Genomic DNA, 25596 nt, shown 5'->3' with positions numbered 1-25596 from the left:
GAGAGGGACGTGCCCGGCGACGGCGACCGGCCGTCGTCGGGCACGGGCGCGCCCGAGGACGACGGCGCGCCCCCGCGCCGGGCGCAGCGCAAGTCCGTGCTGCTGCGGCTCGACCCGGCCCTGCACGACGCGCTCGCCCGCTGGGCCGCGGACGACCTGCGCAGCGTCAACGCGCAGATGGAGATGCTGCTGCGCCGCGCGCTCGACGACGCCGGGCGCCTCCCGCGCGACGTCCGCCCCGCCCGGCGACCCGGCCGCCCGCCGCGCACCCCCTGACGCCGAACACGAGGTTGCTGCCGCCAACCGTCCCAGAACGACAGCATCCTCGTGCTCGACGGCGAGGAACCTCGTGCTCGGCCTGTTCCCCGGTGGCGGTGCTATAACCGGACGGTGCCCGACCAGCCCTCCCCCGCGACCGCCGCCGGTCCCGCGACGCCCGCGCCCGACCGCGCGACCCGGCGCCGCATCGGCGCGGAGATCTGGATCGTCCTCGGCCTGAGCCTCGGCAAGTCGGCCGTGTACGCGATCATCAGCATCGTCGCGCGCCTCACCGCCGACACACCGCTGCGGGACCAGTCGGCGAGCCTCAACGTCAGCCAGTCGACGCGCCCGTACCTCGACCTCACGTACCAGCTCGTCGGGATCTTCTTCGCCGTCCTGCCCGTCGCGCTGGCGCTGTACCTGCTCAGCGCGCGCGGCCGGTCCGCGGTCCGCGCGATCGGGCTCGACGGCGCGCGGCCGCTCCGCGACGTCGGCTGGGGGTTCGCGCTCGCCGCGGCCGTCGGGATCCCCGGCCTCGCGTTCTACCTCGCGGGCCGGGCGATGGGCATCACCGTCGAGGTCCAGGCCGCCGCCCTGAACGCCGCCTGGTGGACCGTGCCCGTGCTCGTCCTCGCCGCCCTGCAGAACGGGCTGCTGGAAGAGGTCATCGCGGTCGGCTACCTGTACGAGCGCACGCGCGACCTCGGCTGGGGGCGCGTGAAGTTCGTCGTCGCGAGCTCGCTCCTGCGCGGCGCCTACCACCTGTACCAGGGCATCGGCCCGTTCCTCGGCAACGTCGTCATGGGCGTCCTGTTCTCGTGGTGGTACACGTCCCGCTGGGGCCGGCACCGCGTCATGCCGCTCGTGATCGCCCACACCCTGCTCGACGTCGTCGCGTTCGTCGGGTACGCCCTCCTGCCCGCCGAGTGGAAGCAGTCGCTGGGCCTCGCGTGACGGCCTCCTCGCCGGTCGCGGCGCGCGGTCCGCGACCGGCGAGCGGCTCAGGCCACGCCGATCGCCTCCTCGACCCCGAGCTCGGCGAGCAGTCCGCGGCGCAGGTCCCCGAACCCCGGCACGCCGCGGCGGCGGGGCCGCGCGAACGGCACCTCGACCTCCGCACCGACCTTCCCGTCGCGCAGCACCGCGACGCGGTCCGCGAGGAGGATCGCCTCGTCCACGTCGTGCGTCACGAGGAGCACCGCGGGCCGGTGCACGCGCGCGAGCCGCGCCACGAGAGCCTGCATGCGGATGCGCGTGAGCGCGTCGAGCGCCGCGAACGGCTCGTCGAGCAGCAGCAGCCGCGGCTCGCGCACCAGCGCCCGGGCGAGCGCGACGCGCTGCGCCTCGCCGCCGGACAGCGTCGTGGGCCACGAGCGCTCCCGGCCCGCGAGCCCCACCTCCGCGAGCGCCGCCGACGCCGCGCGCCGCGTCGCGGCCGTGGCCCGCTGCCCCAGCAGCACGTTGTCGCGGACCCGCTTCGCCGCGACGAGCCGCGGCTCCTGGAAGACGACGGTGCGTTGCCCGGGCGTCTCGACGGTCCCGTCGTCGTGCTGCTCCAGGCCCGCGAGGATGCGCAGGAAGGTCGTCTTGCCGCTGCCGGACCCGCCGAGCAGGGCGACGAACTCCCCCGGCGCGACGTCGAGGGCGAAGCCGTCGAGGACGGCGCGGTCGCCGAACCGCTTGACGACGCCGGTCGTGCGGACCCCGCTCATGCGGACCTCCCGAGATGCTTGTAGGGCAGGAGGACCCGTTCGAGGCCGCGCACGATCAGGTCGACGGACAGGCCCCAGAGGGCGTACAGGGCGACGACGACGACGAGCACGTCGGTCTGGAAGTACTGCTGCGCGCTGGTCATGAGAAAACCGAGGCCCCGGGGTGCGTTGGTGAGCTCGGCGACGATGAGGGCGAGCAGGGACGTGGAGAGGGAGACGCGCAGCCCGACGAGGATCGACGGGATCGCCTCCGGGAGCACCACCTGCCGCACGAGAGCGGCGCCGCGCAGCCCGAACACCCGCCCGGCCTCGAGGATCCTCCGGTCGACGTTGCGGACCCCGGAGTGGGTGTTGAGGTAGAGCGGGAACAGCGCGGCCGCGGCGATGATGATGATCTTGGGGCGCTCGTCGATGCCGAACCACAGGATGAGCAGCGGCGTGATCGCGAGGAACGGGATCGTGCGCAGCATCTGGAGCGTCGGGTCGAGGAGCTGGTCGCCGAGGCGCACGAGCCCCGCGACCGTCCCGAGGACGAGGCCGAGGGTCGCGCCGATCGCGAAGCCGACGGCGACGCGGCCGACGGACACCGACAGGTTCTCCCACAGCACGCCCGTGCGGACGAGCTCGACGAACGCGTCCACGACCTCCCACGGCGCGGGGAAGACCTTGGGGTCGACGGCGCCCGTCGCGGAGCCCGTCGCCCAGGCCACGAGAAGGAGCACGGGGACGCTGACGCGCAGCGTCCCGTCGAGCACGCGCCCTCCTGGCCCGGTACGACGGCGCGTCGTCCGCCGACCCGTCGCGCCCGCCCGCCGGTCCGAGATGGCGGGAGTGACAGGCTCGGCGGGAGTGACGGGCCCGGCGGGAGTGACAGGCCCGGCGGGTGCGGCCGGGGGCACGCCGGACACCGTGCGGGGCACGGCCCCGGCGCTCACGGCACCGCCCAGGTGGTCACGTCGAACTCCTCGGTCGCGGTGCCCGCGGAGACGAGGAAGTCGAGCGTCGTGCGGACCGTCTCCAGGCCCTCCGGGTCGACCCGTTCGGTGCCGTACCGCCACAAGTTCGCCTCGAGCACCACCGCCGCGGGCGCGCCCGACGCTTCCTCCACCCACGCCGCGTACGCGTCGTGGTCGGCGTCGATCGCGTCGGCCCCCGCCCGGAGGACCTCCCACACGGCGTCGGCGAGACCCGGGTGGGCGTCGGCCGTCTCGCGGGACGTGAGCGCGACCGACGTCGCGAGGAGGTCGGGGTCGTCCTCGCTCGCCCGGGACAGGACGGGGAAGTCGTTCTGCACCCGCCAGATCCCCGCGGTCGTCGCGGGCACGGGCACGGCGTCGACCTCGCCGCGCTGCAGGGCGGGCAGCGCGTCGGCGAAGAGGAGGTTGACGAGCTCGACGTCCTCGACGCCCGCGCGCTCCAGCGCGGCCCGACCGTACTTGTCGAAGTTCGAGCCGAACTGCAGCCCCACCGTCTTCCCCTCCAGCTCGGCGAGGCTGCTCACCCCGCCCTCGCGGCCGAGGAACCAGATGTCCGACGTCGGCCGTGCCACGGCGAGCGCCGGGACGTCGATGCCGCTGGCGCGCGCCTGCACGGCGGGCGTGTCGCCGATCAGGCCCACCTGGACGTCGCCGGTCTGCAGGGCCTGGACGACGGGCGGCCCGTTGGAGAACCCGACGAACCCGGCGTACTCGAACCCGTGCTCGGCGAGGATCTCGTCCGCGAGCCCTTCCGCGACGGCGTACCCGAAGGGCCCGGTGTCGGTCGGCGTCTTGCCCGCCGTCCCGTTCCACGGCGCACCGACGGTGAGCGGCACGAGGCCGCCCGCGTCGTCGGGCGCGCCCGTCCCGGACGCCGTCGGTGCGGCGCACGCGCCGGCGAGCAGCAGCAGGGCCGCGGCGGCGGTGAGCAGGCCGTGCGGGCGGCGGGTGGTCGACGACGGTCGGTGCGTGGTCATGCGGGTCTCCTCGGGGTCGTGCCCGGGACGAGGTCGTCCGGGGCGGGCTCGCTGGTCTGTCCGGCGTCAGGAGCGCCAGGGGCGTCGCGGGCGTCGTGGGTGTCCGTGGTGCCGGGGTCGTCGCCGCGCCGCCAGCCGACCCGGGCCCGGTACAGGCCGAGGAAGCCGCGCTCGGCGAGGGCCGCGGCGTCGCGCAGGGGCGACCCCTCGGGCTCGGGCGTGCGGGACGGCGCGACGAAGATCGCGTCCGCCGGGCACCAGGCCTCGCACTGGAAGCACGTCTGGCAGTCGGACTGGCGTGCGACGACGGGCAGGCCGCCCTCGACGGCGTCGAACACGTTGGTGGGGCACACCCGGACGCAGACGTCGCAGGACGTGCAGCGCGCGGGGTCGATCACCTCGATCACCAGGTCTCCTCGGGGGTCGGTGCGGGACGGTCGGGGTCGACCTCGACCCAGGTCTCGTCGAGCCCGCCGACGAGCAGCCGGTGGGCCTGGAGGGGGTCCGTGTCGGGGTGGTCGACGCGGGTGTGCATGCCGCGGGTCTCGGTGCGCCGGGCGGCGGCGCGCACGACCCAGCGCGCGGTCGCGAGCATCCCGGCGGCCTCCCGGGTGCGGATCTCCTCCGCGGCGTCGGCTCCGGGGGCGGGGCGCAGGAGGTCGGGCTGCTCCCAGAGCGCGTCGAGCACGGTCGCGGACACGGCGAGGCCGTCCGCGGAGCGGAACGCGGCCTTCTCGACGGGGTGCATCTCGCCCTGCACCGCGGCGACGACCTCGCGCCACGACCCTGCCGGGCCGGGTCGCCGTGGGACGGGCCCGCCGACGAGGCCGCGGTCGCCGGACCCGGCGAGGTGGGCGACGTCGTCGGGCGCGCGACCTCCCGCGTGGACGGCGGCGGCACGGCCCGCCCAGGTGCCCGACGCGACGGCCCACGCGAGGTTGGGGCCGCCCGCACCGGTCGCGGCGCCGACGACGCGGTCGCGCGCGGCGACGTCGCCCGCGGCGTACAGGCCGGTGACGCCCGTCCAGGCGTCGCGGTCGAGCAGGTGCAGCCCGCCCGTGCCGCGCACGGTGCCCTCCTGCACCCAGTCGACGGGGAAGCGCTCCGTGAAGGGGTCCACGCCGAGCTTGTCCGTGACCATGAAGAAGTTCGGCATCGCGGCCCGCGCGGCGGGCCGGGCCGTGGGCGGGAACTGGGTGAGCCGTGCCGTGACGGTGCCGCGCAGCGAGGCGGAGAGCAGCTCGGTGCGGGACACGTGCAGGTTGCGGTAGGTGAGCGGGCGGCCGGTGTGGTCCCAGTACGACGCCGCGACGAGGAACCCGTTCTTGTCCATCGACGTGCCGAGGGGAACCATCCCGTAGAAGTTCGAGAACTCCATGCTGGACAGGTGCGCGCCGACCTCGGCCGCCATCAGGTGCCCCTCGCCGGTGTCGACGTCCCCGCCGAGCGACCTGCTCTTCCACGTGGTGCCGCCGGTCGCGAGGACCACGGCGCCCGCGGTGACCGTCCACGGGCGGCCGAGCTGGCGCTGGTGGCCGCGCGCACCGGACACGCGGCCCGCCGCGTCGACGAGGAGCTCCAGGGCGGGGCTGTGGTCGAGGATCGTCGCGCCGCCGCGCCGCGTCCGCCCCCGCAGGAAGCGCAGGTAGTCGGGGGCGGTGCCGGCGAAGGTGCGCCGGTCGGGCCCTGCGGCGCGAGGCGGGGGCGGGGCCGCGGGGCGGTACCCCCAGCCGTCGACGAGGTCGGTGCGCGCCCAGGTCTCGTCGAGCACGGCGTCGGTCCACGCCCGGTCGGTGAGGTGGCCCCCCTGCGCCTCGCGCACACCGATCTCGGCGTCGCGCGTCGCACGGTCGGGCGGGACGAGCCAGTGCGCGACGCCGGCGGTGGCCGCGACGCCGCTGGTGCCGCACCAGCCCTTGTCGGCGAGGACGACGCGCGCGCCGGCCTCGGTCGCGGCGATCGCGGCCCAGGTGCCGGCCGGCCCGCCGCCGAGCACGAGGACGTCGGCGGCGAGGACGAGGCGGTCCGCGTCGTCGGTGCGGACCTCGGGGCGCGGGGCGCGGGGGACGACGGCGCGCGGCCGGGAGGCGCGGGTCGGGCGTGGGTCGGCGGTGCGTGGGTCCGCGGTGCGCGGCTCGGCGGTGCGTGGGTCCGCGGTGCGTGGGTCGGCGGTGCGCGGCTCGGCCGCCGCCGGGTGTGCGGGCACGCCGGTGGGAGGGGTCATGGGGGGCTTCCTGAGGTCGCGGTCGGCGACGGGGGCGCGACAGGCGCGAGTCGTCGGCCTCGGGGACGGGTCCGGGTCTCAGGGGCGACGACAGCACCCGGCGCGGTGCGGCGAGCGCCGGACCGGGCGGGGACCGCGCGGGGCGGTGCGGGTGACCATGGGCGCCACGCTACGTATCCCGACTGATTCAGTCCAGATTTTCTGGACGACGTCTCGCCATGCGGGAGGACGTGAACGACCCCTCAGTGCGCGGGCATCGCCAGGCAGCCGCCGTCCGCGATCGGGCCGCCCGCCTCCAGCGTGACCGTCCCGGCGTCGACCTCGCCGAACACGCACCCGCCCGGCACCGACACACCGATCCCGAACGCCGCGCTCCGCGTCCCGAGCGGGGACACCTCCGGGGTCACCTGGACCGCGTCGAACCCCGCGGAGCCGAGCGCGGCCACCGCGTCGTCACGCTCCACCGGTCCCGATGCCGCGAGGTCGTCGAGCACCGCCCGGACGTCGGCCAGCGACTCCGCGGCCAGCGCGTTCTCCTCGGCGGACCCGAGCCGCTGCCGGTACGCCTCGTTGGATCCGTCCAGACCCTCGGGCGCCAGGTGCGCGGGGTCGGACGTCGCGCTGCCCGGCTCCTCAGCGACGCCCGGCTCCTCAGCGACTGCCGGCTCCTCGGTGGCCGCGGGCGATCCGCTCGCCGACGCGTCCCGCTGCTGCGCCCACCCCTCGACCATGAGGTGGTAGGCCAGCACGACGACGATGAGGCCGACGAGCCCCAGGCCGACGACCCCCACCACCACGCCCGTCAGTGCTCGCGCGAGCGGCGACGTGCCCCCGTCCTGCGCCTCCGGCGTGACTGAGTCCCCCTGTGTCCCCACGCGGCGAGTCTGACGCGCCGCGGCACGGTCCGCTCGCCGTGCACCGGAACCTCACCCGGATCTTCACCGAACGTCGCGACGGGGGTCACCGACGTCGCCGAACCCCGGGGCGTTCGGCACGGACGGCGGTTCCTCCCGAGCAACCCGGGGTTCGGCACCGTCGGCACCGTCCGCACGGGCCGCGCCGTCCCGGTCCGGCAACGTCGCGGGCTCGTGCTCCGGGTCCGGCAGCGTCGCGGGCTCCGGCGTCGGCTCGACCGCCGGCCCGGCCTGAGCGGCCGGGGGCGGGCTGTCCGGTGCGGGGCTCGCGACCGGAGGGCCGACGTCGGGGCGTGCTGCGGCCGCGCCCAGCACCGAGCCGCCGGTCACGACGACGCCCGCCGCAACGGCCTGCGCGCGCAGGTCCGCGAGCTCGCGGGCCACGGCCCGCACGGCGAAGCCGGAGACCACGTGGATCGACCCGGCGACGAACGCGTAGAGCGCGAACACGACGGTGACGAGGCGGAGCACGTCGAACGCGTCGAGGGGGCGGGTCACGAGGAGGATGCCGAACAGCACGGACGTGATGCCGAACGTGAGCATCCACGCCCAGCCGAGGTCGCGGTTGCGGGCGAGCGCCGCGGCGCCGGCGATGGTGGTGATGCCGAGCACGAGCACCCACACGGCGAGGACGTAGTACAGCGCCGTGGGGGTGAGGTCGGGCCACAGCGCCACGACGACGCCGAACACGACGTTGACGCCCGCCTGGGCGAGCCACCACGCCGACCCCACCTGGCGCCGGTGGACGAACCCCTGCACGGCGACCAGCACGCCGTCGGCCACGAGGAACGCCCCGAGCACGACCCGCAGGGTCTCGAGCCGTTCCAAGGGCTCGATCATGAGGAGCAGGCCGAGGACGACGAGCAGGATCCCGCGCACCACGGGGAGCCACCAGACCCGGCGGAACGGGTTCCGGTCCTGCGGCGCGGTGGCGGCGCCGTCGTCGGTGGCGGTCGGGGCGTCGTCGGCCCGTGCGCCTCGGCCCGTGGTGTCGCGTGCCATGCCGACCTCCCGGTCTCGCCCGCTCGCCGGTCCGCCCGGCCGGACGCCCCCCATGCTAGGGAGGCGTTGCTCACGCTCGCGCGCCGAAACGACGCGCAGGAACGCCAGCAGCCCGGACGAAAGGGTCGAATCGCCCGGAGGAATCGGCCAAATACCGCGCCTCCGGGGTGGCCCGGCCCTAGACTCGCAGCCATGTCGAGCCCTGTCCGCGACCCGTCCGAGGGCCACCCGGCCACCGGGCCGGTCGTGGAGGTCGGCAGCCTCGCGACACCACCCTCGCCCCCGCCACGGCCGCAGACCGGCGCGCTCGAGGCCCTGCTGTCCCGCCCGACGCCCGAACCGGCGGGCACGGTCCGCGTGGTCGACACCGCCGAGCCGCGCGTGAGGCACCCCAGCGACCTCGTCAACCTCGTGCTGTGCGCGGCGGGCGTCGCGCTCCTCATGCTCCTGTCGGTGTACGCGCACGGCACCACGGAGGGCGTCGCGGAGGACGTGCGGAACTTCTCCGACGTCCTCGCCCTCGTCCTGTTCATCCCGGTCGCGGTGCTCGAAGGGCTCGTCACCCTGTTCGTCCCGACGGCGGTGCTCATCGAGCTGGGGATCCGGCGCCTCGGCCGTCAGGTCGTCGAGTCGATCATCGCCGCGGCCCTCGGCCTCGTCCTCGCCGTCCTCACCGTGCTCGCCGTGCAGGTCTGGGGGTCGGACGAGCTCGTGCGCGGCCTGTCCGTGTTCACCCAGGGCGGGTGGCAGCTGTCGATCCCGGGCTACGTCGCCGCGATCGGCGGCCTGCTGACGGCGGCCGGGACGCGGACCCGACGCCGCACGGTCGCGTGGTCGTGGAACGTGCTGTTCGTCGCGCTCGGCGTCGTGCTCGTGACCGGCCAGGTGTCGATCCCCGGCATCGGCATCACCCTGCTGCTCGGACGCATCGCCGGGCTCGCGGTCCGCTACGCCTCCGGGGTCCGCAGCGAGCGCGCCTACGGGCCCGACCTCGTCGCCGGGGTGCGCCGCGCGGGCTTCTCCCCCGTCGCGCTCGTGCGCGTGCGCGACGTGACCGACGACGAGGAGCTCGCCGAGGCCGCCGACGACCCCATCACCGAGGTCGACGCCGAGGGCCACATCACCTCCGAGGTGCACGTGGGCGTGCTGCGCGCCCCCGGTGCGCTGGACGACGCCGGCACCGTCCTCACGGCCGACGCCACCCTCGCCCGGCGCCACCTCGCGCGGCCCGTCCCCGCGTCGTCGGACGCCCCCGCCGGACCCGGCGACGGCACCGACCCGGGCGAGGGCGCGCCGTCGGACCCCGCGGCGATCGCGCTCACGCGCGCGGGCGACAACCGCGTCTACGCGATGCTCGCCGAGGACGGCACGCGCCGCGACGTCGTGGTGCTCGACGGCGACCGGCAGGTCGTCGGCTTCCTCACCCGGTTCTGGCGGTCCCTGCGGCTGCGCGGGATCGAGGGCCGCACGGCGATCTCGCTGCGTGCCGCCGCCGAGCGCACCGCCCTGCTCGCCTACGCCGCGCGCGCCGCGGGCGTCCGCACGCCCCGCCTGCTCGCCGTCGCCGAGTCGGCCGACTCGATGGTGCTCGTCCAGGAGCACGCGACGGGCGCCGTGTCCCTGCGCGACCTGCCCGCCGACGAGCTCACCGACGCCGTGCTCGGCGAGGCGTGGCGCCAGCTCACGCTCGCGCACACCGCAGGGATCGCGCACCGCGCCCTCACGTCCGACGTCATGCTCGTCTCGCGCGACCCCGGGACGGGCGGGCCCGCGCTCTGGCTCACCGGCTGGGAGCAGGGCGACATCGCGTCGTCGGAGCTGGCCCGCCGCATGGACCTCGCGCAGATGGTCGCGCTGCTCGCCCTGCGCGTCGGGGCCCGGCGCGCCGTCGAGTCCGCCGTGAGCGTGCTGCCCGACGAGGACATCGCCGCCATCGGCCCGCTCCTGCAGTCCGTCGCGCTCCCGCCGAGCACGCGCGAGGAGATGCGGCAGGACAAGGAGCTGCTCAAGGAGCTGCGCGCCGCGCTCGTCGAACGGCTGCCCGAGGCCGACGTCGAGCCGCAGCGCATCACCCGGTTCGGCGCCCGCACGATCGTCACCCTCACCCTGACGATCGTCGCCGTCACCGTCGTGGTGACCACCATCAACTTCGACGACATCACCGAGGCGGTCTCGGAGGCCAACCCCTGGTGGGCGGTCGTCTCGTTCCTCCTCGGTGTCCTCACCTGGGTGGGCGCGGCGCTCACGTTCGTCGCGTTCTCGCCGGTCAGGCTGCCGATGGTCCGCGCGACGCTCACGCAGGCGGCCGGGTCGTTCGTCGCGCTCGCCGCCCCCGCGGGCATCGGCCCTGCCGCGTTAAACCTCCGGATGCTGCAGAAGCGCGGCGTCTCGACCCCCGTCGCCGTCGCGACGGTCGGCCTGGTGCAGGTGTCGCAGTTCGTCGTGACGATCCTGCTGCTCGTGGTGCTGTCGATCTTCACGGGCGACGGCGGCCTCGTCGCCCTCCCGTCGACGACCGTGCTGCTCGCGATCGGCGGCGTCGCGCTCGCGGTGCTGGCGACCCTGCTCGTTCCGACGGTGCGCACCTGGGTGCTCGCGAAGATCCGGCCCACGGTCCAGCAGGTGTGGCCCCGCCTGTCCGAGCTGTTGGGCCAGCCCGGCCGTCTCGCGGTCGGGTTCGGCGGCAACGTCGTCATGACCCTCGGCTACGTCCTCGCCTTCGACGCCGCGCTCGCCGCCTTCGGCCAGTCGCTGTCGCTGGTCGACGTCGCCGTGATCTACCTGGTCGGCAACGCCGCCGGTGCCGCCGTGCCCACGCCTGGTGGCCTCGGCACGATCGAGCTCGCCCTCACCGCGGGACTGACCGCCGCGGGCGTGCCCGTCGCCCTCGCGACGTCCGCCACCGTGCTCTTCCGCGTCGCGACCTACTGGGGCCGCATCCCGTTCGGCTGGGCGGCGATGCGCTACCTGCAGAAGAAGGGCGACCTGTAACCGGGTCGAGCCCCCGTGAGGGCCCGACCCCGCGGATCACGACTTCGGGGTCTCCGCGACCTTGACGTCCACGTGGTAGTCCGTGCCGTCCACCTCGGACAGGGTGACGGTCGTGTCGAACACCGTGCCCGTCGCCGGGTCGGTGAGCTCGCACTCGACGACCTCGTCGTTCACGAGGTCCACGGCCTCGTCGCCGCAGTCGACGTCCGCCTCGCCGATCTCCGCGAGCGCCCGCTCGGCGTCCTCGGCGATCTTCGAGGCGGGGACGGTGAGGTTGGCGCTGACGGAGCACGCGCCGAGGGCGGCGGCGGTGAGCGCGGCGCCGAGCACGAGCGTCGTGCGGCGGGCGTGGCGGGCGGTCGTGGAGCGGTGCATGGTTTCCCCTCGGTCGATGCGCGTGATGGCCGGACCCGATCCTCGCGGACCTGCGGCTCCCGGCGCCACCGTGTCCCACGGGGAGAACTCCCCTGCGCCCGGTCCGGGGCGCGGACAGGACGAAGGGCCCGGGTGCGCGCGGGGATGGGCTCGGTAGGCTCGCGGCGCACCCGTCGGCCCGCCCGGCGGGGGCGGTGATGCTCGACGACGTGAGGAGCCCGCACGTGAGGATCGGTGTCCCCCGCGAGGCCGCGGACGCGGAGCGGCTCGTCGCCGCGACGCCGCGGACGGTGGAGCGCCTGCGGGCGCTCGGGTTCGACGTGGTGGTGGAGCACGGTGCCGGGGAGCGCGCGACGTTCGCCGACGCCGCCTACGCCGAGGCAGGTGCCGCCGTGGGCGACGCCGCGGCGGTGTGGGCGAGCGACGTCGTCGTCGCCGTGAACGCGCCGACCGACGCGCAGGTCGCCGCGCTGCGCCCGGGCGCGACGCTCGTCGCGATGCTCTACCCGGGCAGCCGGCCGGACCTGGTCGAGCGGCTCGCCGCGGCCGGGGTGACCGCGCTCGCGCTCGACGCCGTGCCGCGCATCTCGCGCGCCCAGTCGCTCGACGTGCTGAGCACGCTGTCGAACGTCGCGGGGTACCGGGCGGTCGTGGAGGCCGCGGCCGAGTACGGCGGGATGTTCGCGGGCCAGGTGACCGCCGCGGGCAAGACGCCGCCCGCGAAGGTCTTCGTCATCGGCGGCGGCGTCGCGGGCCTCGCCGCCGTGGGGACGGCCGCGAGCCTCGGTGCGCAGGTGCGCGCGTTCGACGTCCGCACCGAGGCGGCGGAGCAGATCGAGTCCATGGGCGGGACCGCGGTCCTCGCGCCCGAGGCGCAGCAGCACATGAACGCCGACGGCTACGCGCGCCCGCTCACGCCCGAGCAGGAGGTCGCCGCGCTCGCGACGTACGCCCGCGAGGCCGCCGACGCCGACGTCGTCGTCACGACGGCGCTCGTCCGGGGTCGCGCGCCGCGCACCCTGACCGCGGAGGCCGTCGCCGGGATGCGACCCGGGAGCGTGGTCGTCGACCTCGCGGCGTCCGGCGGGGGCAACTGCGCGCTCACCGTGCCGGGCGAACGGGTCGTCACCGACGGCGGGGTGGTCGTCCTCGGCTGGACCGACCTCGCGGGCCGCCTGCCGCAGCACACGTCGCAGCTCCTCGGCACGAACGTCGTGCACCTGCTGGAGCTCCTCACCCCCGCGAAGGACGGCGTCGTGGCGCTCGACCTCGACGACCCCGTGCAGCGCGGCATGACCGTCGCCCGGGCGGGCGAGGTGCTGTGGCCGCCCCCGCCCGTCGCCGTGAGCGCGGCACCGGGCACATCACCGGCCGCACCACCGGGCGAGCCCGCGCCGTCGGGCGGGACGACGTCGCGGGGCAGGGACGCGCCGTCGGGCACGGGTCCGGGAGGGACGGCCGAGGGCGCGGAGACCGCGGCCGAGCGCCGGGCCCGGCGCGGTCAACAACGGCTCGTCGGTGCCGCGCTCGCCGCGGTGCTCGTCACGCTCGCGCTGTCGTTCGCGCCGCCGTCGCTCGTCGGTCACATGACGGTGTTCGCGCTCGCCGTGGTCGTCGGGTACTACGTCATCTCGCACGTCACGCACTCCCTGCACACGCCCCTCATGGCGCAGACCAACGCGGTCTCCGGCATCATCCTCGTCGGCGCGCTCCTGCAGATCGGCTCCGACGACTGGCTCGTCACCACGCTCGCGTGCGTCGCCGCGGCCGTCGCGAGCATCAACATCTTCGGCGGGTTCCTCGTGGCGAACCGCATGATCCGCATGTTCCGCCGCGACACCGTGCCGACGACGACGGGGGCCGCCCGATGACCGCCACGTCCGTCGCCCAGGCCGTCTACCTGCTCGCGGCCCTGCTGTTCGTGCTCAGCCTCGCCGGCCTCTCGCGCCAGGAGACGGCGCGGCGCGGAAACGTCGCGGGCGCCGTCGGCATGGTCCTCGCGCTCGGCGCGACCATCGTCCTCGCGCTCGACACGAGCCGACGCCCCGTCCTCGTCACGGGCCTGCTCATCGCGTGCGTGCTGCTCGTCGGGGCGGTCGTCGGGACGTGGCGCGCACGCCGCGTCGAGATGACGCAGATGCCCGAGCTCATCGCGATGCTGCACAGCTTCGTCGGTCTCGCGGCCGTCCTCGTCGGGTACAACTCGTACCTCACCGAAGGGCACGACGTCGCCCACCTCGTCGAGGTCTACCTCGGCGTGCTCGTCGGCGCGGTGACGTTCACCGGCTCCGTCGTCGCCTACCTCAAGCTGTCCGGCCGCACCCGGTCGGCCCCGCTCCGGCTCCCCGGCCGCAACCTGCTCAACCTCGCCGCGCTCGTCGCGAGCGTCGTGCTGCTCGGCTGGTTCGTCGCCGCCCCGTCCGTGTGGCCCCTGCTGCTCATGACGGTCGTCGCGCTCGCCCTCGGCTGGCACCTCGTCGCGTCCATCGGCGGCGGCGACATGCCCGTCGTCGTGTCCATGCTCAACTCGTACTCAGGCTGGGCCGCCGCCGCGGCGGGCTTCATGCTGAGCAACGACCTGCTCATCGTCACCGGGGCGCTCGTCGGCTCCTCCGGCGCGATCCTGTCGTACCTCATGTGCCGGGCCATGAACCGGTCGTTCGTGTCCGTGATCCTCGGCGGGTTCGGCGCGGACGAGGGCGCCGCCGCGCCGTCGGGCACGGGCGAGCAGGGCGAGCACCGCGAGACGCGGGCCGACGACGTCGCACGCCTCCTCGGCGACGCGCGCAGCGTCGTCCTCACCCCCGGGTACGGCATGGCCGTCGCCAAGGCGCAGTACCCCGTCGCCGAGCTCGTCGCGCTGCTGCGCGAACGGGGCGCCGACGTCCGGTTCGGCGTCCACCCCGTCGCCGGCCGCCTCCCCGGGCACATGAACGTCCTGCTCGCGGAGGCGCGCGTCCCCTACGACATCGTGTTCGAGATGGACGAGGTCAACGACCGGTTCACCGACACCGACGTCGTGCTCGTCATCGGCGCCAACGACACCGTCAACCCCGCCGCGCTCGACGACCCCGGCTCCCCCATCGCCGGCATGCCCGTGCTGCACGTGTGGGAGGCGCGCGACGTCGTCGTGTTCAAGCGCTCCATGGCCACGGGGTACGCGGGCGTGCAGAACCCGCTGTTCTTCCGCGAGAACACGTCCATGCTGTTCGGCGACGCGAAGGAGCGCGTCGAGGACATCGTCGCGCACCTGCGCGTGAACGCCCCGGACCCCGCGAGGGAGTACCGAGGTCCCGCGAGGTAGTACCGAGGTCAGGGCCCTGCGGGCCCCCGGCCGGCCCGGCGCAGCACGGACTCGGCGTGCCGGAGCACAGGCGCGTCGACCATGCGGCCGTCCAGCGTGAAGACGGCGTCCGGCCCGCCCGGGTTCGACACCGCGGCGTCGAGCAGGGCGCGGGCGTCACGGACCTGCTCGGCGGTGGGGGCGTAAGCCTCGCGGAGGACGGGCACGTGGCTGGGGTGGATGCACGCCGAGGCGGTGAACCCGCTCGCGGCGGCGTCCTCGGCCTCGGCCCGCAGTCCGTCGAGGTCGGCGATGTCGACGTGGACGGCGTCGACGGCCGCCTTCCCGGCAGCGCCCGCCGCGAGCAGGACCGACGCGCGGGCGTGCCGGGCGACGTCGCGGTACGTCCCGTCGGCGCGGCGGCTCGACGTCCCGCCGAGCGACGCGACGAGGTCCTCGGCGCCCCACATGAGCGCGACGACCTCCGCCCGCCGAGCCAGCTCCGGGGCCGCGAGGACGCCCGCCGCCGTCTCGCACAGCGCGACGACACGCACGCCGGGCAGGGTCGCCGCGAGCGCGGGGAGGGAGTCGAGCAGCTCGGGTCCGGCCTTGGCGACCATGACGGTCCGCAGCCGGGTGTCGGCGAGCGCGGCGACGTCGAGCGCGTGCGCGGCCGTGCCGACGGCGTTGACCCGCACGACCGTCCGCGCGGGGTCGAGCGTCGCCGACGCCTCGACGACGGCTCGGCGGGCGGCGTCCTTGGCGGCGGGGGCGACGGCGTCCTCGAGGTCGAGGATGACCGCGTCGGCACGCTCGGCGGCCTTGGCGTACCGGTCCGGGCGGTCGGCGGGGCAGAACAGCAGGGCGGGACCGAGCGGGAACGGGCCGTGCTCGACGCCGCCGTGCCCGACGCCGCCGCTCACCACGCGCCGTCCTCGTCGCCCGTGCGCAGCGTCGGCTCGCCGCCGAACCCCGGGTTGTCCGGCAGATCGGGCTCGTTCTGCCGGGCAACCCGGGGTTCGGCAGACCGGGGTGACCCCGCGGCGTCGGGCACGGCCGCCTCGTGGGCGGCGCGCGTCCAGAACAGGGCGGAGCGGACGGCGCGCGCGACGAGGACGCCGTCCTGGTTGAGGCCGCGGTGCTCGAGCGTGACGACGCCCTGCCCGGGGCGCGACGCGGAGGGCCGCTTCTCCACGACCTCCGTCTCGGCGTAGAGCGTGTCGCCGTGGAACAGCGGCTTGGGGAACTCGACCTCGCGGAACCCGAGGTTCGCGACGATCGTGCCCTGCGTGACCTGCCCGACGGACAGCCCGACGAGCGTGGACAGCGTCATCATCGAGTTGACGAGCCGCTGCCCGAACGGCTGCGTCGCGGCCCACGCGGCGTCGAGGTGGAGCGCCTGGTGGTTCATGGTCAGGGTGGAGAACACCACGTCGTCGGCCTCGGTGAGCGTCCGCCCGGGCCGGTGCCGGTAGACCACGCCGGTCTCCAGCTCGTCGTAGTACAGGCCCCGCTGGACCACCTCGCGCATGTCGTCCGTTCCTCCTCGTCGATGGACCCGCCGAACACGACCTTGCTCGCTGCCGAGCACGAGGTTGATGTCGTTCTGCCCCGGATAACGTCAGCAACCTCGTGTTCGGCGAGGGGCCCGTCAGGCCTCCAGGCCCAGGTTCCTCGCGATGATCATGAGCTGCACCTCGGTGGTGCCCTCGCCGACCTCGAGCACCTTCGCGTCACGGTAGTGCCGTGCGACGGCGTTCTCGTTGAGGAAGCCGTACCCGCCGAAGACCTGCGACGCGTCACGCGCGTTCGCCATCGCCGCCTCGGCGCCGACGAGCTTCGCGACGGACGCCTCTGCCTTGAACGGCTTGCCCGCGACGAGCTTGTGCGCGGCGTCGAGCCACGCGAGGCGGGCGGTGTGCACGCGGGCCTGCATGCGCGCGAGCGTGAACGCGACGTGCTGGTTCTCGCCGATCGCGCGCCCGAACACGACGCGCTCGCGGGCGTACCGCAGCGCCTCCTCGAGACAGCCCTGCGCGGCGCCGGTCGCGAGCGCGGCGAACGCGATGCGGCCCTCGTCGAGCGCGCGCAGGAAGTTGGCGTACCCGCGCCCGCGCTCGCCGAGCAGGTTGCCCTCGGGCACGCGCACGTCGGTGAGCGTGAGCGGGTGCGTGTCGGACGTGTGCCACCCGACCTTGTCGTACGCCGGCCCGACGTCGAGCCCCGGCGTCCCCGCGGGCACGATGATGCTGGACAGCTCCTTGCGCACCTCGCCGTCCCGGCCCTCGGACTCCCCCGTGACCGCCGTGATCGTCACGAGGCTCGTGAGGGGCGTGCCGGAGTTGGTGATGAACTGCTTCGACCCGTCGATCACCCACTCGTCGCCGTCGAGCCGCGCGGTCGTCCGGGTGCCGCCCGCGTCGGACCCGGCCTGCGCCTCCGTGAGCCCGAACGCCGCGAGCGCGCGCCCGGCGAGCAGGTCGGGCAACCAGCGCTCCTGCTGCTCGCGCGTCCCGTGCCGGTAGATCGGCACGACGCCGAGCCCCACCCCGGCCTCGAGGGTCACCGCGATCGACTGGTCGACCCGGGCGAGCGCCTCGACGGAGAGGCACAGCGACACGTAGTCCTTGCCCTGCCCCCCGACGTCACGGGGGAACGGGAGCCCGAACAGCCCGAGCTCGCCCATCTGCGCGATGATCTCGACGGGCAGGCGCCGCTCGGTGTCGTACCGGTAGGCGGCGGGCGCGACGACGTCGTCGGCGAAGTCCCGCACGACCTGGTACAGCTTGGCCTGCTCGTCGGTGAGCAGGGCGTCGACCTCGATCATGATGCTCCTCGGGTGTCGGAGGTGGGCGTCGTGACGGCGGGGTGTGCCGTGCCGACGTCGGGGGTGGTGTCCTCGGGGGTCCGCCGTCCCTGGGGTTCGACGACGGCGACGACCTGGTCGCGGCGCACCTGCTCGCCCGCCCGGACGGCGAGGCGGACGACCCCGTCGTGCGGTGCGAGGACGGGGTGCTCCATCTTCATGGCCTCGACGGTGACGACGGCCGCCCCGGCGGTGACGTGCTCGCCGTCGGGCGCGGTCGCGACGACGGTCCCCGGCATCGCGGCCCGCACCTCGGGGTCGGTCGCGGCGGTCGTGCCCGTGCGTGCCCGACGGCGCTCGTCCCGCGCCCGCGCCGCACGCTCGGCCCGGTCGGGGGCCGCCCAGGCGGACGTGCGCCCGTCGCGGTGCAGCCACACGACGCCGGCTTCACCGTCGGCCGCGGGCTGCCACGCCAGGCGGACGCGCTCCCGCACGCCGTCGACCGTGAGCCACCACGCGCCGTCGGGCACGCCGACCGCGTGGGGGGACCGTGCGTCGTCGGGCACGAGCGACGCGCGGACGGTCCAGGTGTCCTCGCCCGTGCTCCCGTGCACGACGGCGCCCGCCACCGTTCCCGTGACGCGCACCTCGTGCGCGGGCCCGGCAGGGTCGAGGACGTCGCGCAGCGCGACGACCCGCGCCGCCGGAACCGCGTTGAGCCGCCACCCGTCCCGGACCTGCCACGGATCGCCGCCCCCCGCCCCGCCGACCATGCGGTTGTCGCCCACCTCGACCCCGAACCGGGCGTCAACCCCATGCTCGGCGCGCGAAACCGCATGGTCGGCCACGAACAGTGCCGCCGCGGCGAGAGGGGCGGGGGTGTGCGCGCCGTCGTGATCGGACGGCGACCCGAGGTCGGAGGCGAGGTGCGGGGGAGGGGTCGCGCCGTCGTGGTCGGGCCTGGCGGGAGCGCCCGAGGAACGAGGGCGCGGATGGTCGACGGCGCGGCCCCTCCCCCGGTCCTCGCCGGACTGAACCAGGCGGTCGATCAAGCCAGTGTCGAGCCGCCCGGAGCGCACATCACCGTCCGCGAGCAACGACCGCAGGAACGCGGCGTTCGTCTCGACCCCCAGCACGACGGTCCGCGCGAGCAGCCCGTCGAGCCGGTCGACGGCGTCGTCGCGGGTCGAGCCCCAGGCGACGGCCTTCGCGAGCATCGGGTCGTAGTGCCCGCCGACGACGCTCCCCCGCTCGACGCCCGAGTCGAGGCGCAGCGGCGAGGCGTCGGGCCCGGAGCCGGCCCCGGCGTCGTCGTACACGAGGACGGTCCCGGTGGCGGGGAGGAACCCGCGCGCGGTCGACTCGGCGTAGACGCGGGCCTCGACGGCGTGGCCGCGCAGCACGACGTCGTCCTGGGCGAGCGGCAGCGGCTCCCCCGCGGCGACCCGGAGCTGCAGGTCGACGAGGTCGAGGCCGGTGACCATCTCGGTGACGGGATGCTCGACCTGGAGGCGGGTGTTCATCTCGATGAAGAAGAACTCGTCGGGCGACGCGCCGGGGACGAGGAACTCGACGGTCCCGGCGCCGACGTACCCGACGGACCGGGCGACCTCGCACGCGGCCCGGCCCATGCGGTCTCTCGCGGCAGGGGTGAGCAGGGGCGACGGTGCTTCCTCGACGACCTTCTGGTGGCGGCGCTGGAGGGTGCACTCCCGCTCGCCGAGGTGGACGACGTTCCCGTGGGTGTCGGCGAGGACCTGCACCTCGATGTGCCGCGGTGTCTCGACGAGTCGTTCGAGGAGGAGGGTGTCGTCGCCGAACGACGCGGCGGCGACGCGGCGCGCGGACGCGAGCGCGCCGGGCAGGTCGGCGGCGGTCCGGACGACGACCATGCCCTTGCCGCCGCCCCCGGCGGAGGGCTTGACGAGCAGCGGGTAGCCGACGTCGTCGGCGGCGGCGGCGAGCGCGTCGTCGGGCATGCCGGGCTCGCCGGCGCCGGGGACGACGGGGACGCCGTGGGCGGCGACGAGGTGCTTGGCGGCGAGCTTGTCGGCCATGGTCTGCAGGGCGTGGACGCCGGGCCCGACGAACGTGATCCCGGCCCGCGCGCACGCGGTGGCGAGGGCGGGGTTCTCGGAGAGGAAGCCGTAGCCGGGGTGGATGGCGTCGGCGCCGGTGGCGACGGCGGCGGCGATCACGGCGTCGACGTCGAGGTACGACTGCGTCGCGGGGGCCGGCCCGATCCGGACGGCGAGGTCGGCCTCGTGCACGTGGCGCGCGTCGGCGTCGGCGTCGGAGTGCACGGCGACGGACCGGAGGCCGAGGCGCCGGAGGGTGCCGATGACGCGGCAGGCGATCTCTCCACGGTTGGCGACGAGGACGGTGGTGAGCACGGGCCTCACATCCGGAAGAGCCCGAACCGGGGGCCGGTGTCGAGCGGGGCGAGGGGTGTGCGGGCGCACACGCCGAGGGCGAGGCCGAGGACGCGGCGCGTGTCGGCGGGGTCGATGACGCCGTCGTCCCAGAGGCGGGCGGTGGCGTAGTAGGGGCTTCCGTGGGCGTCGTAGTCGGCGCGGATCCCGTCGGCGAACGCGGCTTCCTCGGCCGAGTCCCACGTCTCGCCGCGGGCAGCGAGCTGGTCACGCTTGACGGTCGAGAGGACGGACGCGGCCTGGGGGCCGCCCATGACGGAGATGCGGCTGGCGGGCCACGACCAGAGGAACCGCGGGGAGTACGCGCGCCCGCACATCGAGTAGTTGCCCGCCCCGAACGACCCGCCGACGATCACGGTGAGCTTCGGGACGCGGGTGGTCGCGACGGCGGTGACCATCTTCGCGCCGTCCTTCGCGATGCCCCCGGCCTCGGCGTCGGTGCCGACCATGAAGCCCGAGATGTTCTGGAGGAAGAGGAGCGGGATGCCGCGCTGGTCGCACAGCTCGACGAAGTGCGCGCCCTTGAGCGCGGACGCGCCGAACAGCACGCCCTGGTTGGCGAGGATCCCCACGGGGTGGCCGTGGAGGCGCGCGAACCCGGTGACGAGCGTGTCGCCGTACTCGCGCTTGAACTCGTCGAAGCGGCTGCCGTCGACGAGGCGCGCGACGATCTCCCGCGGGTCGTAGGGGGCTTGGACGTCGGTCGGGACGGCGCCGTACAGCGTCTCCTGCCCGACGGCGGGCGGCTCGCCCGGCGCGACGTCCCACGCGGGCGCGGGGTCGGGCGGGAGCGTCGCGACGATGCGGCGCACGGTGTCGAGCGCGTCGTCGTCGTCCTCGGCGAGGTGGTCGACGACGCCGCTGCGGCGGGCGTGCAGCTCGCCGCCGCCGAGCTCCTCGGCCGTGACGACCTCGCCGATCGCCGCCTTCACGAGCGGCGGGCCGCCGAGGAAGATCGTGCCCTGGTCGCGCACGATCACGGTCTCGTCGCTCATCGCGGGCACGTACGCGCCACCCGCGGTGCACGACCCGAGCACCGCGGAGATCTGCGGGATCCCCGCCGCCGACAGCCGGGCCTGGTGGTAGAAGATCCGCCCGAAGTGGTCGCGGTCGGGGAACACCTCGGCCTGACGCGGCAGGAACGCGCCGCCCGAGTCGACGAGGTAGACGCACGGCAGCCGGTTCTCGAGCGCGACCTCCTGCGCGCGCAGGTGCTTCTTCACCGTGAGCGGGTGGTACGTACCGCCCTTCACGGTCGCGTCGTTGCACACGACCATGACCTGCCGGCCGCTGACCACGCCGATCCCGGCGACGACGCCCGCGGCGGGCCACGCGCCGTCGTCCACGCCGTGACCGGCGAGGGGTGCGATCTCGAGGAACGGGCTGCCCTCGTCGAGCAGGCGGTCGACGCGGTCGCGCGGCAGGAGCTTGCCGCGCGCGACGTGCCGGTCGCGCGCCGACGCCGGACCGCCCCTCGCGGTGGTCGCGGTGCGCTCGCGCAGGTCGTCGGCGAGGGCGCGCTGCGCGGCGTCGTTCGCCCGGGCGGTCCCCGAGCCCGGGTCGACGGCGGTCGTCAGGACGGTCACGCGGTCACCCCGTCCTGCCGAACCCCGGGTCGCTCGGCAGGATCCGGCCCGTCTGCCGACGAACCCGGGGCTCGGCGCGCGGGCTGCGCGAGGAGCGCGAGCGCCGGGTCCTCCAGCAGGGCGCCGAGGTCCGCGAGGAAGCGCGCGGCCTGCTCCCCGTCGACGACCCGGTGGTCGAACGACAGGCTCAGCGTCACGACGTCGCGCAGCGCGACCTCGCCGTCCAGCTCCCAGGGCCGACGGCGCACCGCACCCAGCCCGAGGATCGCCGCCTCCCCCGGCACGAGGATCGGCGTGCCCGAGTCCACGCCGAACACCCCGACGTTCGTGATCGTGATCGTGCCGCCCGACAGCCGCTCGAGCGCGGTCCGGCCGTCGCGGGCCGTCGCCGTGAGGTCCGCGAGCGCGTCCGCGAGCGCCACGAGGTCGAGGCTCGACGCGTCGGGCACGTGCGGCACGACGAGCCCGCGCTCCGACGCCACCGCGATCCCGAGGTCCACGCGCTCGTGCCGCCAGATCTCGGCCGAGCCGTCGGGCAGGTCGTGCCACGCGGCGTTGAGGTCGGGGTGGCGCGGCAGCGTGACGCACAGCGCCCGGGCGACGAGCGCGAGGACCGTGACCCGGGTGCCGCGCGCGAGGCGGTGCGTGCGCAGGCGGTCGAGCAGCTCGACGCTGCGCGTGACGTCGGCGGTGAGGAACACCGTCGCGTGCGGTGCCGTGGACGCGCTGCTCACCATCGCCGCCGCGGTGTGCTTGCGCACGCCGCGCACGGGGACGCGCTCGACGCCGTCGGGGCGTCGCTCGTCGACGGGAACGGGTCGGTCAGGCCGCGCTGCGGGCGGTGCGGAGGGCCGGGTCGGGCCGACGTCGCGGTGGCAGCTCACCGCGGCGAGCACGTCCGCGCGGGTGATGAGCCCGTCCGGCCCGGTGCCCTCGACACGCTCGACGTGCACGCCGAGCTTCTTGGCGAGAGCCCGCACGGGCGGGGTGGACCGCGGACGCTCGCGCGCGGCGTCGGGCACGGGGGGCGCGCCCTCGCCGCCGAAGCCCGGGTTGTTCGGCAGAACGGACCCTGCGTGACGTTCAACCCGGGGTTCGGCACCTGGGGTGTCGCCCCGCGAGGGCTCGGCACGGACCGGCGCGGGCGCGCGGCGTCGCCGCGCCGGGCGGCCGGTGCTGTCCGGCTGCGCGCCGTACCCGACGAGGTTCGGTTCGACGACGTCGCGCACGTCCGTCTCGACGACGTCGCCGAACCCCGGGTTGCCCGGCACCGACGACGGATCCTGCCGAGCAACCCCGGGTTCGGCAGGTGGGGGCTCCGCCCCAGCAGCCGCCGGGTCGTCGACCTCGAACGTGACGATCGGGTCGCCGACGCTGACCGTCTGGCCCTCGACCGCGTGGAGCGTCGCGACGACGCCCGCGTACGGGGACGGCAGGTCGACGAGCGCCTTGGCCGTCTCGACCTCGGCGATGACCTGGTTGAGCTCGACCCGGTCGCCGGCGGCGACGTGCCACACGACGATGTCGGACTCGGTGAGCCCTTCGCCGAGGTCGGGGAGACGGAACTCGCGTGTCGCCATCACCGGGCCACCCCCTCCCCCACGAGCGTCCCCGCCGGGGCGTGCGCGCCGCGCCCGAGGACGCGGTCGACGCCGTCGAGGATCCGGTCGAGGTCGGGCAGGTAGTGCTTCTCCGAGCGGGCGGGCGGGTACGGCATGCCGTGCCCGGTGACCCGCACAGGCGGTGCCTCGAGGTACTCGAAGCACCGGTCGGTCATGGTCGCGGCGATCTCCGCGCCGAGCCCGGCGTGCCCGGGGGCCTCGTGCGCGACGACGAGGTGCCCGGTCCGGCGCAGCGACGCCGCCACGGTGTCGTGGTCCATGGGCGAGAGCGACCGCAGGTCGATCACCTCGACGGACACGCCCTCGTCGGACGCGGCGACGGCGGCGTCGAGGGCCGTGCCGACGAGCCCGCCCCACGTGACGAGCGTGACGTCGCGGCCCTCGCGCACGACGTGCGCGCGGTCCATCGGCGGTGCGAGCGCGAGCGGCATCTCCTCGACCTCGCCCTTGAGGTGGTAGCGGCGCTTCGGTTCGAAGAAGATCACCGGGTCGTCGCACGCGATCGCCTGCCGCAGCACGGTGGACGCGTCCTGCGGGTTCGCGACGGACACGACCCGCAGGCCCGCGACGTGCGCGAACAGCGCCTCGGGCGACTCCGAGTGGTGCTCCGCCGCGCCGATCCCGCCGCCCACGGGGATGCGGATGGTGATCGGCAGCCGCACCCGGCCGCCGGTCCGGGCGTGCATCTTGGCGAGCTGCGACACGATCTGGTCGAACGCGACGAACACGAACCCGTCGAACTGGATCTCGCACACCGGCCGGTACCCGCGCATCGCGAGCCCGACCGCCGTCCCGATGATCCCCGACTCCGCGAGCGGCGTGTCGAGCACGCGGCGCGGCCCGAACTCGGCCTGCAGGCCGTCGGTCACGCGGTAGACGCCGCCGAGCCGGCCGACGTCCTCCCCCATGACGACGACCCGGTCGTCGTCCGTCATCGCGCGGCGCAGCCCCGCGCCGAGCGCCTTCGCGAGCGTGAGCGTCGTCGTCATCGCACCGCTCCTTCCGGCGAGCCCGCCGTGCCCGACGCCGCCCGGTCGCCGGGGTCGTCCGCGGCGCCGCCGTCGTCCCCGGGCTCCTCGAACGACGCGAGGTAGCGGCCGTAGGCGGCGCGCTCGCGCGCGAGGGGCGCGTGCGGCTCGGCGTAGACGTGGTCGAACAGGGACAGCGGCGGCGGGTCGTCGAGCGCGACGCACCCGGCGCGCAGCGCGGCGGCCGCCGCGTCGGCGACGGCGCGCACCTGCTCGGCCGCGGCGTCGTCGAGGACCCCGGCCCCGCGCAGGTACGCCTCGAACCGGGCCACGGGGTCGCGGCGCGTCCACGCCTCCAGCTCGGCGGCGTCGCGGTACCGCGTCGGGTCGTCGGCGGTGGTGTGCGGGCCCATGCGGTAGGTGACGGCCTCGACCAGGGTGGGGCCGCCGTCGTGCCGCGCCCGGTCGAGGGCCGCGCGGGTGACGGCGAGGACGGCGAGCACGTCGTTGCCGTCGACGCGCACGCCCGGCATGCCGAACCCGCTCGCCCGCTGCACGAGCGGGACGCGCGACTGGAGCGCGACGGGCTCGGAGATGGCCCACTGGTTGTTCTGGCACACGAACACGACCGGGGAGCGGTAGGTCGCGGCGAACACGAACGCCTCGTTGACGTCGCCCTGGCTCATCGCGCCGTCGCCGACGTACGCGACGCCCACGGGCAGGTCGGCCGGGTCCACGCGGCCGGCGTCGACGTCGAGCTGCACGCCCATCGCCCAGCCGGTCGCGTGCAGGGCCTGCGCGCCGATGATGACCTGCGGCGACGCCATGCCGATCGCGTACGGGTCCCACCCGCAGACCGTGACGCCGCGCCACACGCGCACGAGGTCGACCGGGGACGCGCCGCGCACCGACGCGACCGCGTGCTCGCGGTAGGTGGAGAACACGAAGTCGTCGTCGCGCAGCGCACGCGCCGACCCGACCTGCGCCGCCTCCTGACCGAGCAGCGGCGGCCACAGCGCGAGCTCGCCCTGCCGCTGCAGGGCGGTCGCCTCGGCGTCGAGACGCCGCGCCACGACCATGTCCTCGTGGAGCCGCAGGAGCGCGGTGCGCGCCGCGGCGGGGGCGTCCTCGTCGCCGGAGCCCGGGTCGAGGTCCGCGAGCCACCGGTCGTGCTCCGGGTCCGGGCGGCGCACGCCGTCCTCGTCGACGAGGCGCACCGTGGGCACCCCGTCCTGCTCGTACCGCTCTGCTCGTGCGTCGCGCGGGGTCTCCGCCCGATGACCGTTTCGCTGCTCCGGCAGGGTCTCCACCGTCGCACCGGTCCGCACCGCAGGTTCGCTGGCCACCATGCCACCTCGCCTTCGAGTACCGCTGGGAGCCGGACCTCACCGTCGAGGACCGGGTAGGGCGAACGTAGCCCCGGCCTGGCACATGGCTCCACCGACGCCCGACACGTTGCGCAGTGT

At 75.5% G+C, this 25596-nt stretch carries 21 protein-coding genes; 5 read left to right on the top strand and 16 right to left on the bottom strand.

Annotation, left to right across the window (positions count from 1 at the left end; genetic code table 11):
* Positions 1-9: 9 nt before the first annotated feature.
* A complete protein-coding gene (locus tag LGQ04_RS03645; RefSeq protein ID WP_229242272.1) occupies positions 10-276 on the top strand; it encodes a type II toxin-antitoxin system antitoxin in 267 nt (88 codons plus the stop codon).
* A 114-nt stretch (positions 277-390) separates the two neighbouring features.
* On the top strand, positions 391-1215 hold the full coding sequence (locus LGQ04_RS03640) for a CPBP family intramembrane glutamic endopeptidase (RefSeq protein WP_229242270.1): 825 nt from the start codon (positions 391-393) through the stop codon (positions 1213-1215).
* A gap of 47 nt (positions 1216-1262) precedes the next feature.
* Here LGQ04_RS03640 and LGQ04_RS03635 read toward each other — a convergent pair whose 3' ends face one another.
* From LGQ04_RS03635 to LGQ04_RS03605, 7 genes are all read right to left on the bottom strand, one after another.
* On the bottom strand, positions 1263-1973 hold the full coding sequence (locus LGQ04_RS03635) for an ABC transporter ATP-binding protein (RefSeq protein WP_229242268.1): 711 nt from the start codon (positions 1971-1973) through the stop codon (positions 1263-1265).
* Positions 1970-2728, bottom strand: a complete 759-nt coding sequence (locus LGQ04_RS03630; RefSeq protein WP_229242267.1) for an ABC transporter permease — start codon at positions 2726-2728, stop codon at positions 1970-1972. Before LGQ04_RS03630 ends, LGQ04_RS03635 begins: the two co-directional genes overlap by 4 nt.
* Before the next feature lie 176 nt (positions 2729-2904).
* Positions 2905-3927 (bottom strand): ABC transporter substrate-binding protein, encoded by a 1023-nt coding sequence (locus LGQ04_RS03625; protein ID WP_229242265.1) that lies wholly within the window; start codon positions 3925-3927, stop codon positions 2905-2907.
* Entirely contained in the window at positions 3924-4334 is a 411-nt protein-coding gene (locus tag LGQ04_RS03620) for a 4Fe-4S dicluster domain-containing protein (protein ID WP_229242263.1), read from the bottom strand. The genes LGQ04_RS03625 and LGQ04_RS03620 overlap by 4 nt, the downstream gene beginning before the upstream one ends.
* On the bottom strand, positions 4331-6151 hold the full coding sequence (locus tag LGQ04_RS03615; RefSeq protein ID WP_229242261.1) for an FAD-dependent oxidoreductase: 1821 nt from the start codon (positions 6149-6151) through the stop codon (positions 4331-4333). The genes LGQ04_RS03620 and LGQ04_RS03615 overlap by 4 nt, the downstream gene beginning before the upstream one ends.
* 242 nt (positions 6152-6393) lie before the next feature.
* Complete coding sequence (locus tag LGQ04_RS03610; protein ID WP_229242259.1) at positions 6394-7026, bottom strand: DUF6993 domain-containing protein; 633 nt, start codon at positions 7024-7026, stop codon at positions 6394-6396.
* A 63-nt stretch (positions 7027-7089) separates the two neighbouring features.
* A complete protein-coding gene (locus LGQ04_RS03605; protein WP_229242257.1) occupies positions 7090-8067 on the bottom strand; it encodes an HdeD family acid-resistance protein in 978 nt (325 codons plus the stop codon).
* Between the two features lie 192 nt (positions 8068-8259).
* Between LGQ04_RS03605 and LGQ04_RS03600 the strand changes: the two genes are divergently transcribed.
* Positions 8260-11058: a flippase-like domain-containing protein gene (locus LGQ04_RS03600; RefSeq protein WP_229242255.1), complete on the top strand. Its 2799-nt coding sequence runs from the start codon at positions 8260-8262 to the stop codon at positions 11056-11058.
* A 36-nt stretch (positions 11059-11094) separates the two neighbouring features.
* Here the strand turns inward: LGQ04_RS03600 and LGQ04_RS03595 are convergent, their stop codons facing one another.
* Complete coding sequence (locus LGQ04_RS03595) at positions 11095-11433, bottom strand: hypothetical protein (protein ID WP_229242253.1); 339 nt, start codon at positions 11431-11433, stop codon at positions 11095-11097.
* 224 nt (positions 11434-11657) lie between these two features.
* Between LGQ04_RS03595 and LGQ04_RS03590 the strand changes: the two genes are divergently transcribed.
* Positions 11658-13304 (top strand): Re/Si-specific NAD(P)(+) transhydrogenase subunit alpha, encoded by a 1647-nt coding sequence (locus LGQ04_RS03590; RefSeq protein ID WP_229242251.1) that lies wholly within the window; start codon positions 11658-11660, stop codon positions 13302-13304.
* Complete coding sequence (gene pntB / locus LGQ04_RS03585; RefSeq protein WP_229242250.1) at positions 13301-14737, top strand: Re/Si-specific NAD(P)(+) transhydrogenase subunit beta; 1437 nt, start codon at positions 13301-13303, stop codon at positions 14735-14737. The genes LGQ04_RS03590 and pntB overlap by 4 nt, the downstream gene beginning before the upstream one ends.
* 8 nt (positions 14738-14745) lie before the next feature.
* Here the strand turns inward: pntB and LGQ04_RS03580 are convergent, their stop codons facing one another.
* From LGQ04_RS03580 to LGQ04_RS03545, 8 genes are all read right to left on the bottom strand, one after another.
* Complete coding sequence (locus tag LGQ04_RS03580; RefSeq protein ID WP_229242248.1) at positions 14746-15639, bottom strand: HpcH/HpaI aldolase/citrate lyase family protein; 894 nt, start codon at positions 15637-15639, stop codon at positions 14746-14748.
* Positions 15636-16247, bottom strand: a complete 612-nt coding sequence (locus LGQ04_RS03575) for a MaoC family dehydratase (protein ID WP_229242247.1) — start codon at positions 16245-16247, stop codon at positions 15636-15638. The genes LGQ04_RS03580 and LGQ04_RS03575 overlap by 4 nt, the downstream gene beginning before the upstream one ends.
* Positions 16248-16367: 120 nt before the next feature.
* Positions 16368-17543 (bottom strand): acyl-CoA dehydrogenase family protein, encoded by a 1176-nt coding sequence (locus LGQ04_RS03570; RefSeq protein WP_229242245.1) that lies wholly within the window; start codon positions 17541-17543, stop codon positions 16368-16370.
* Complete coding sequence (locus tag LGQ04_RS03565) at positions 17540-19924, bottom strand: acetyl/propionyl/methylcrotonyl-CoA carboxylase subunit alpha (protein ID WP_372469920.1); 2385 nt, start codon at positions 19922-19924, stop codon at positions 17540-17542. Before LGQ04_RS03565 ends, LGQ04_RS03570 begins: the two co-directional genes overlap by 4 nt.
* On the bottom strand, positions 19921-21540 hold the full coding sequence (locus tag LGQ04_RS03560; protein ID WP_229242242.1) for a carboxyl transferase domain-containing protein: 1620 nt from the start codon (positions 21538-21540) through the stop codon (positions 19921-19923). Before LGQ04_RS03560 ends, LGQ04_RS03565 begins: the two co-directional genes overlap by 4 nt.
* Entirely contained in the window at positions 21537-23120 is a 1584-nt protein-coding gene (locus tag LGQ04_RS03555; protein ID WP_229242241.1) for a dihydrolipoamide acetyltransferase family protein, read from the bottom strand. The genes LGQ04_RS03560 and LGQ04_RS03555 overlap by 4 nt, the downstream gene beginning before the upstream one ends.
* On the bottom strand, positions 23120-24151 hold the full coding sequence (locus tag LGQ04_RS03550; protein WP_229242239.1) for an alpha-ketoacid dehydrogenase subunit beta: 1032 nt from the start codon (positions 24149-24151) through the stop codon (positions 23120-23122). Before LGQ04_RS03550 ends, LGQ04_RS03555 begins: the two co-directional genes overlap by 1 nt.
* A complete protein-coding gene (locus tag LGQ04_RS03545; protein WP_229242396.1) occupies positions 24148-25356 on the bottom strand; it encodes a thiamine pyrophosphate-dependent dehydrogenase E1 component subunit alpha in 1209 nt (402 codons plus the stop codon). Before LGQ04_RS03545 ends, LGQ04_RS03550 begins: the two co-directional genes overlap by 4 nt.
* Between the last annotated feature and the right edge of the window lie 240 nt (positions 25357-25596).

The sequence above is a fragment of the Cellulosimicrobium marinum genome (genome assembly GCF_020551945.1).
Taxonomy (GTDB): Bacteria; Actinomycetota; Actinomycetes; order Actinomycetales; family Cellulomonadaceae; genus Cellulosimicrobium; species Cellulosimicrobium marinum.
The sequence above is the reverse complement of the archived record's forward strand: the minus strand, read 5'-3'. Positions and strand labels throughout refer to the sequence as shown.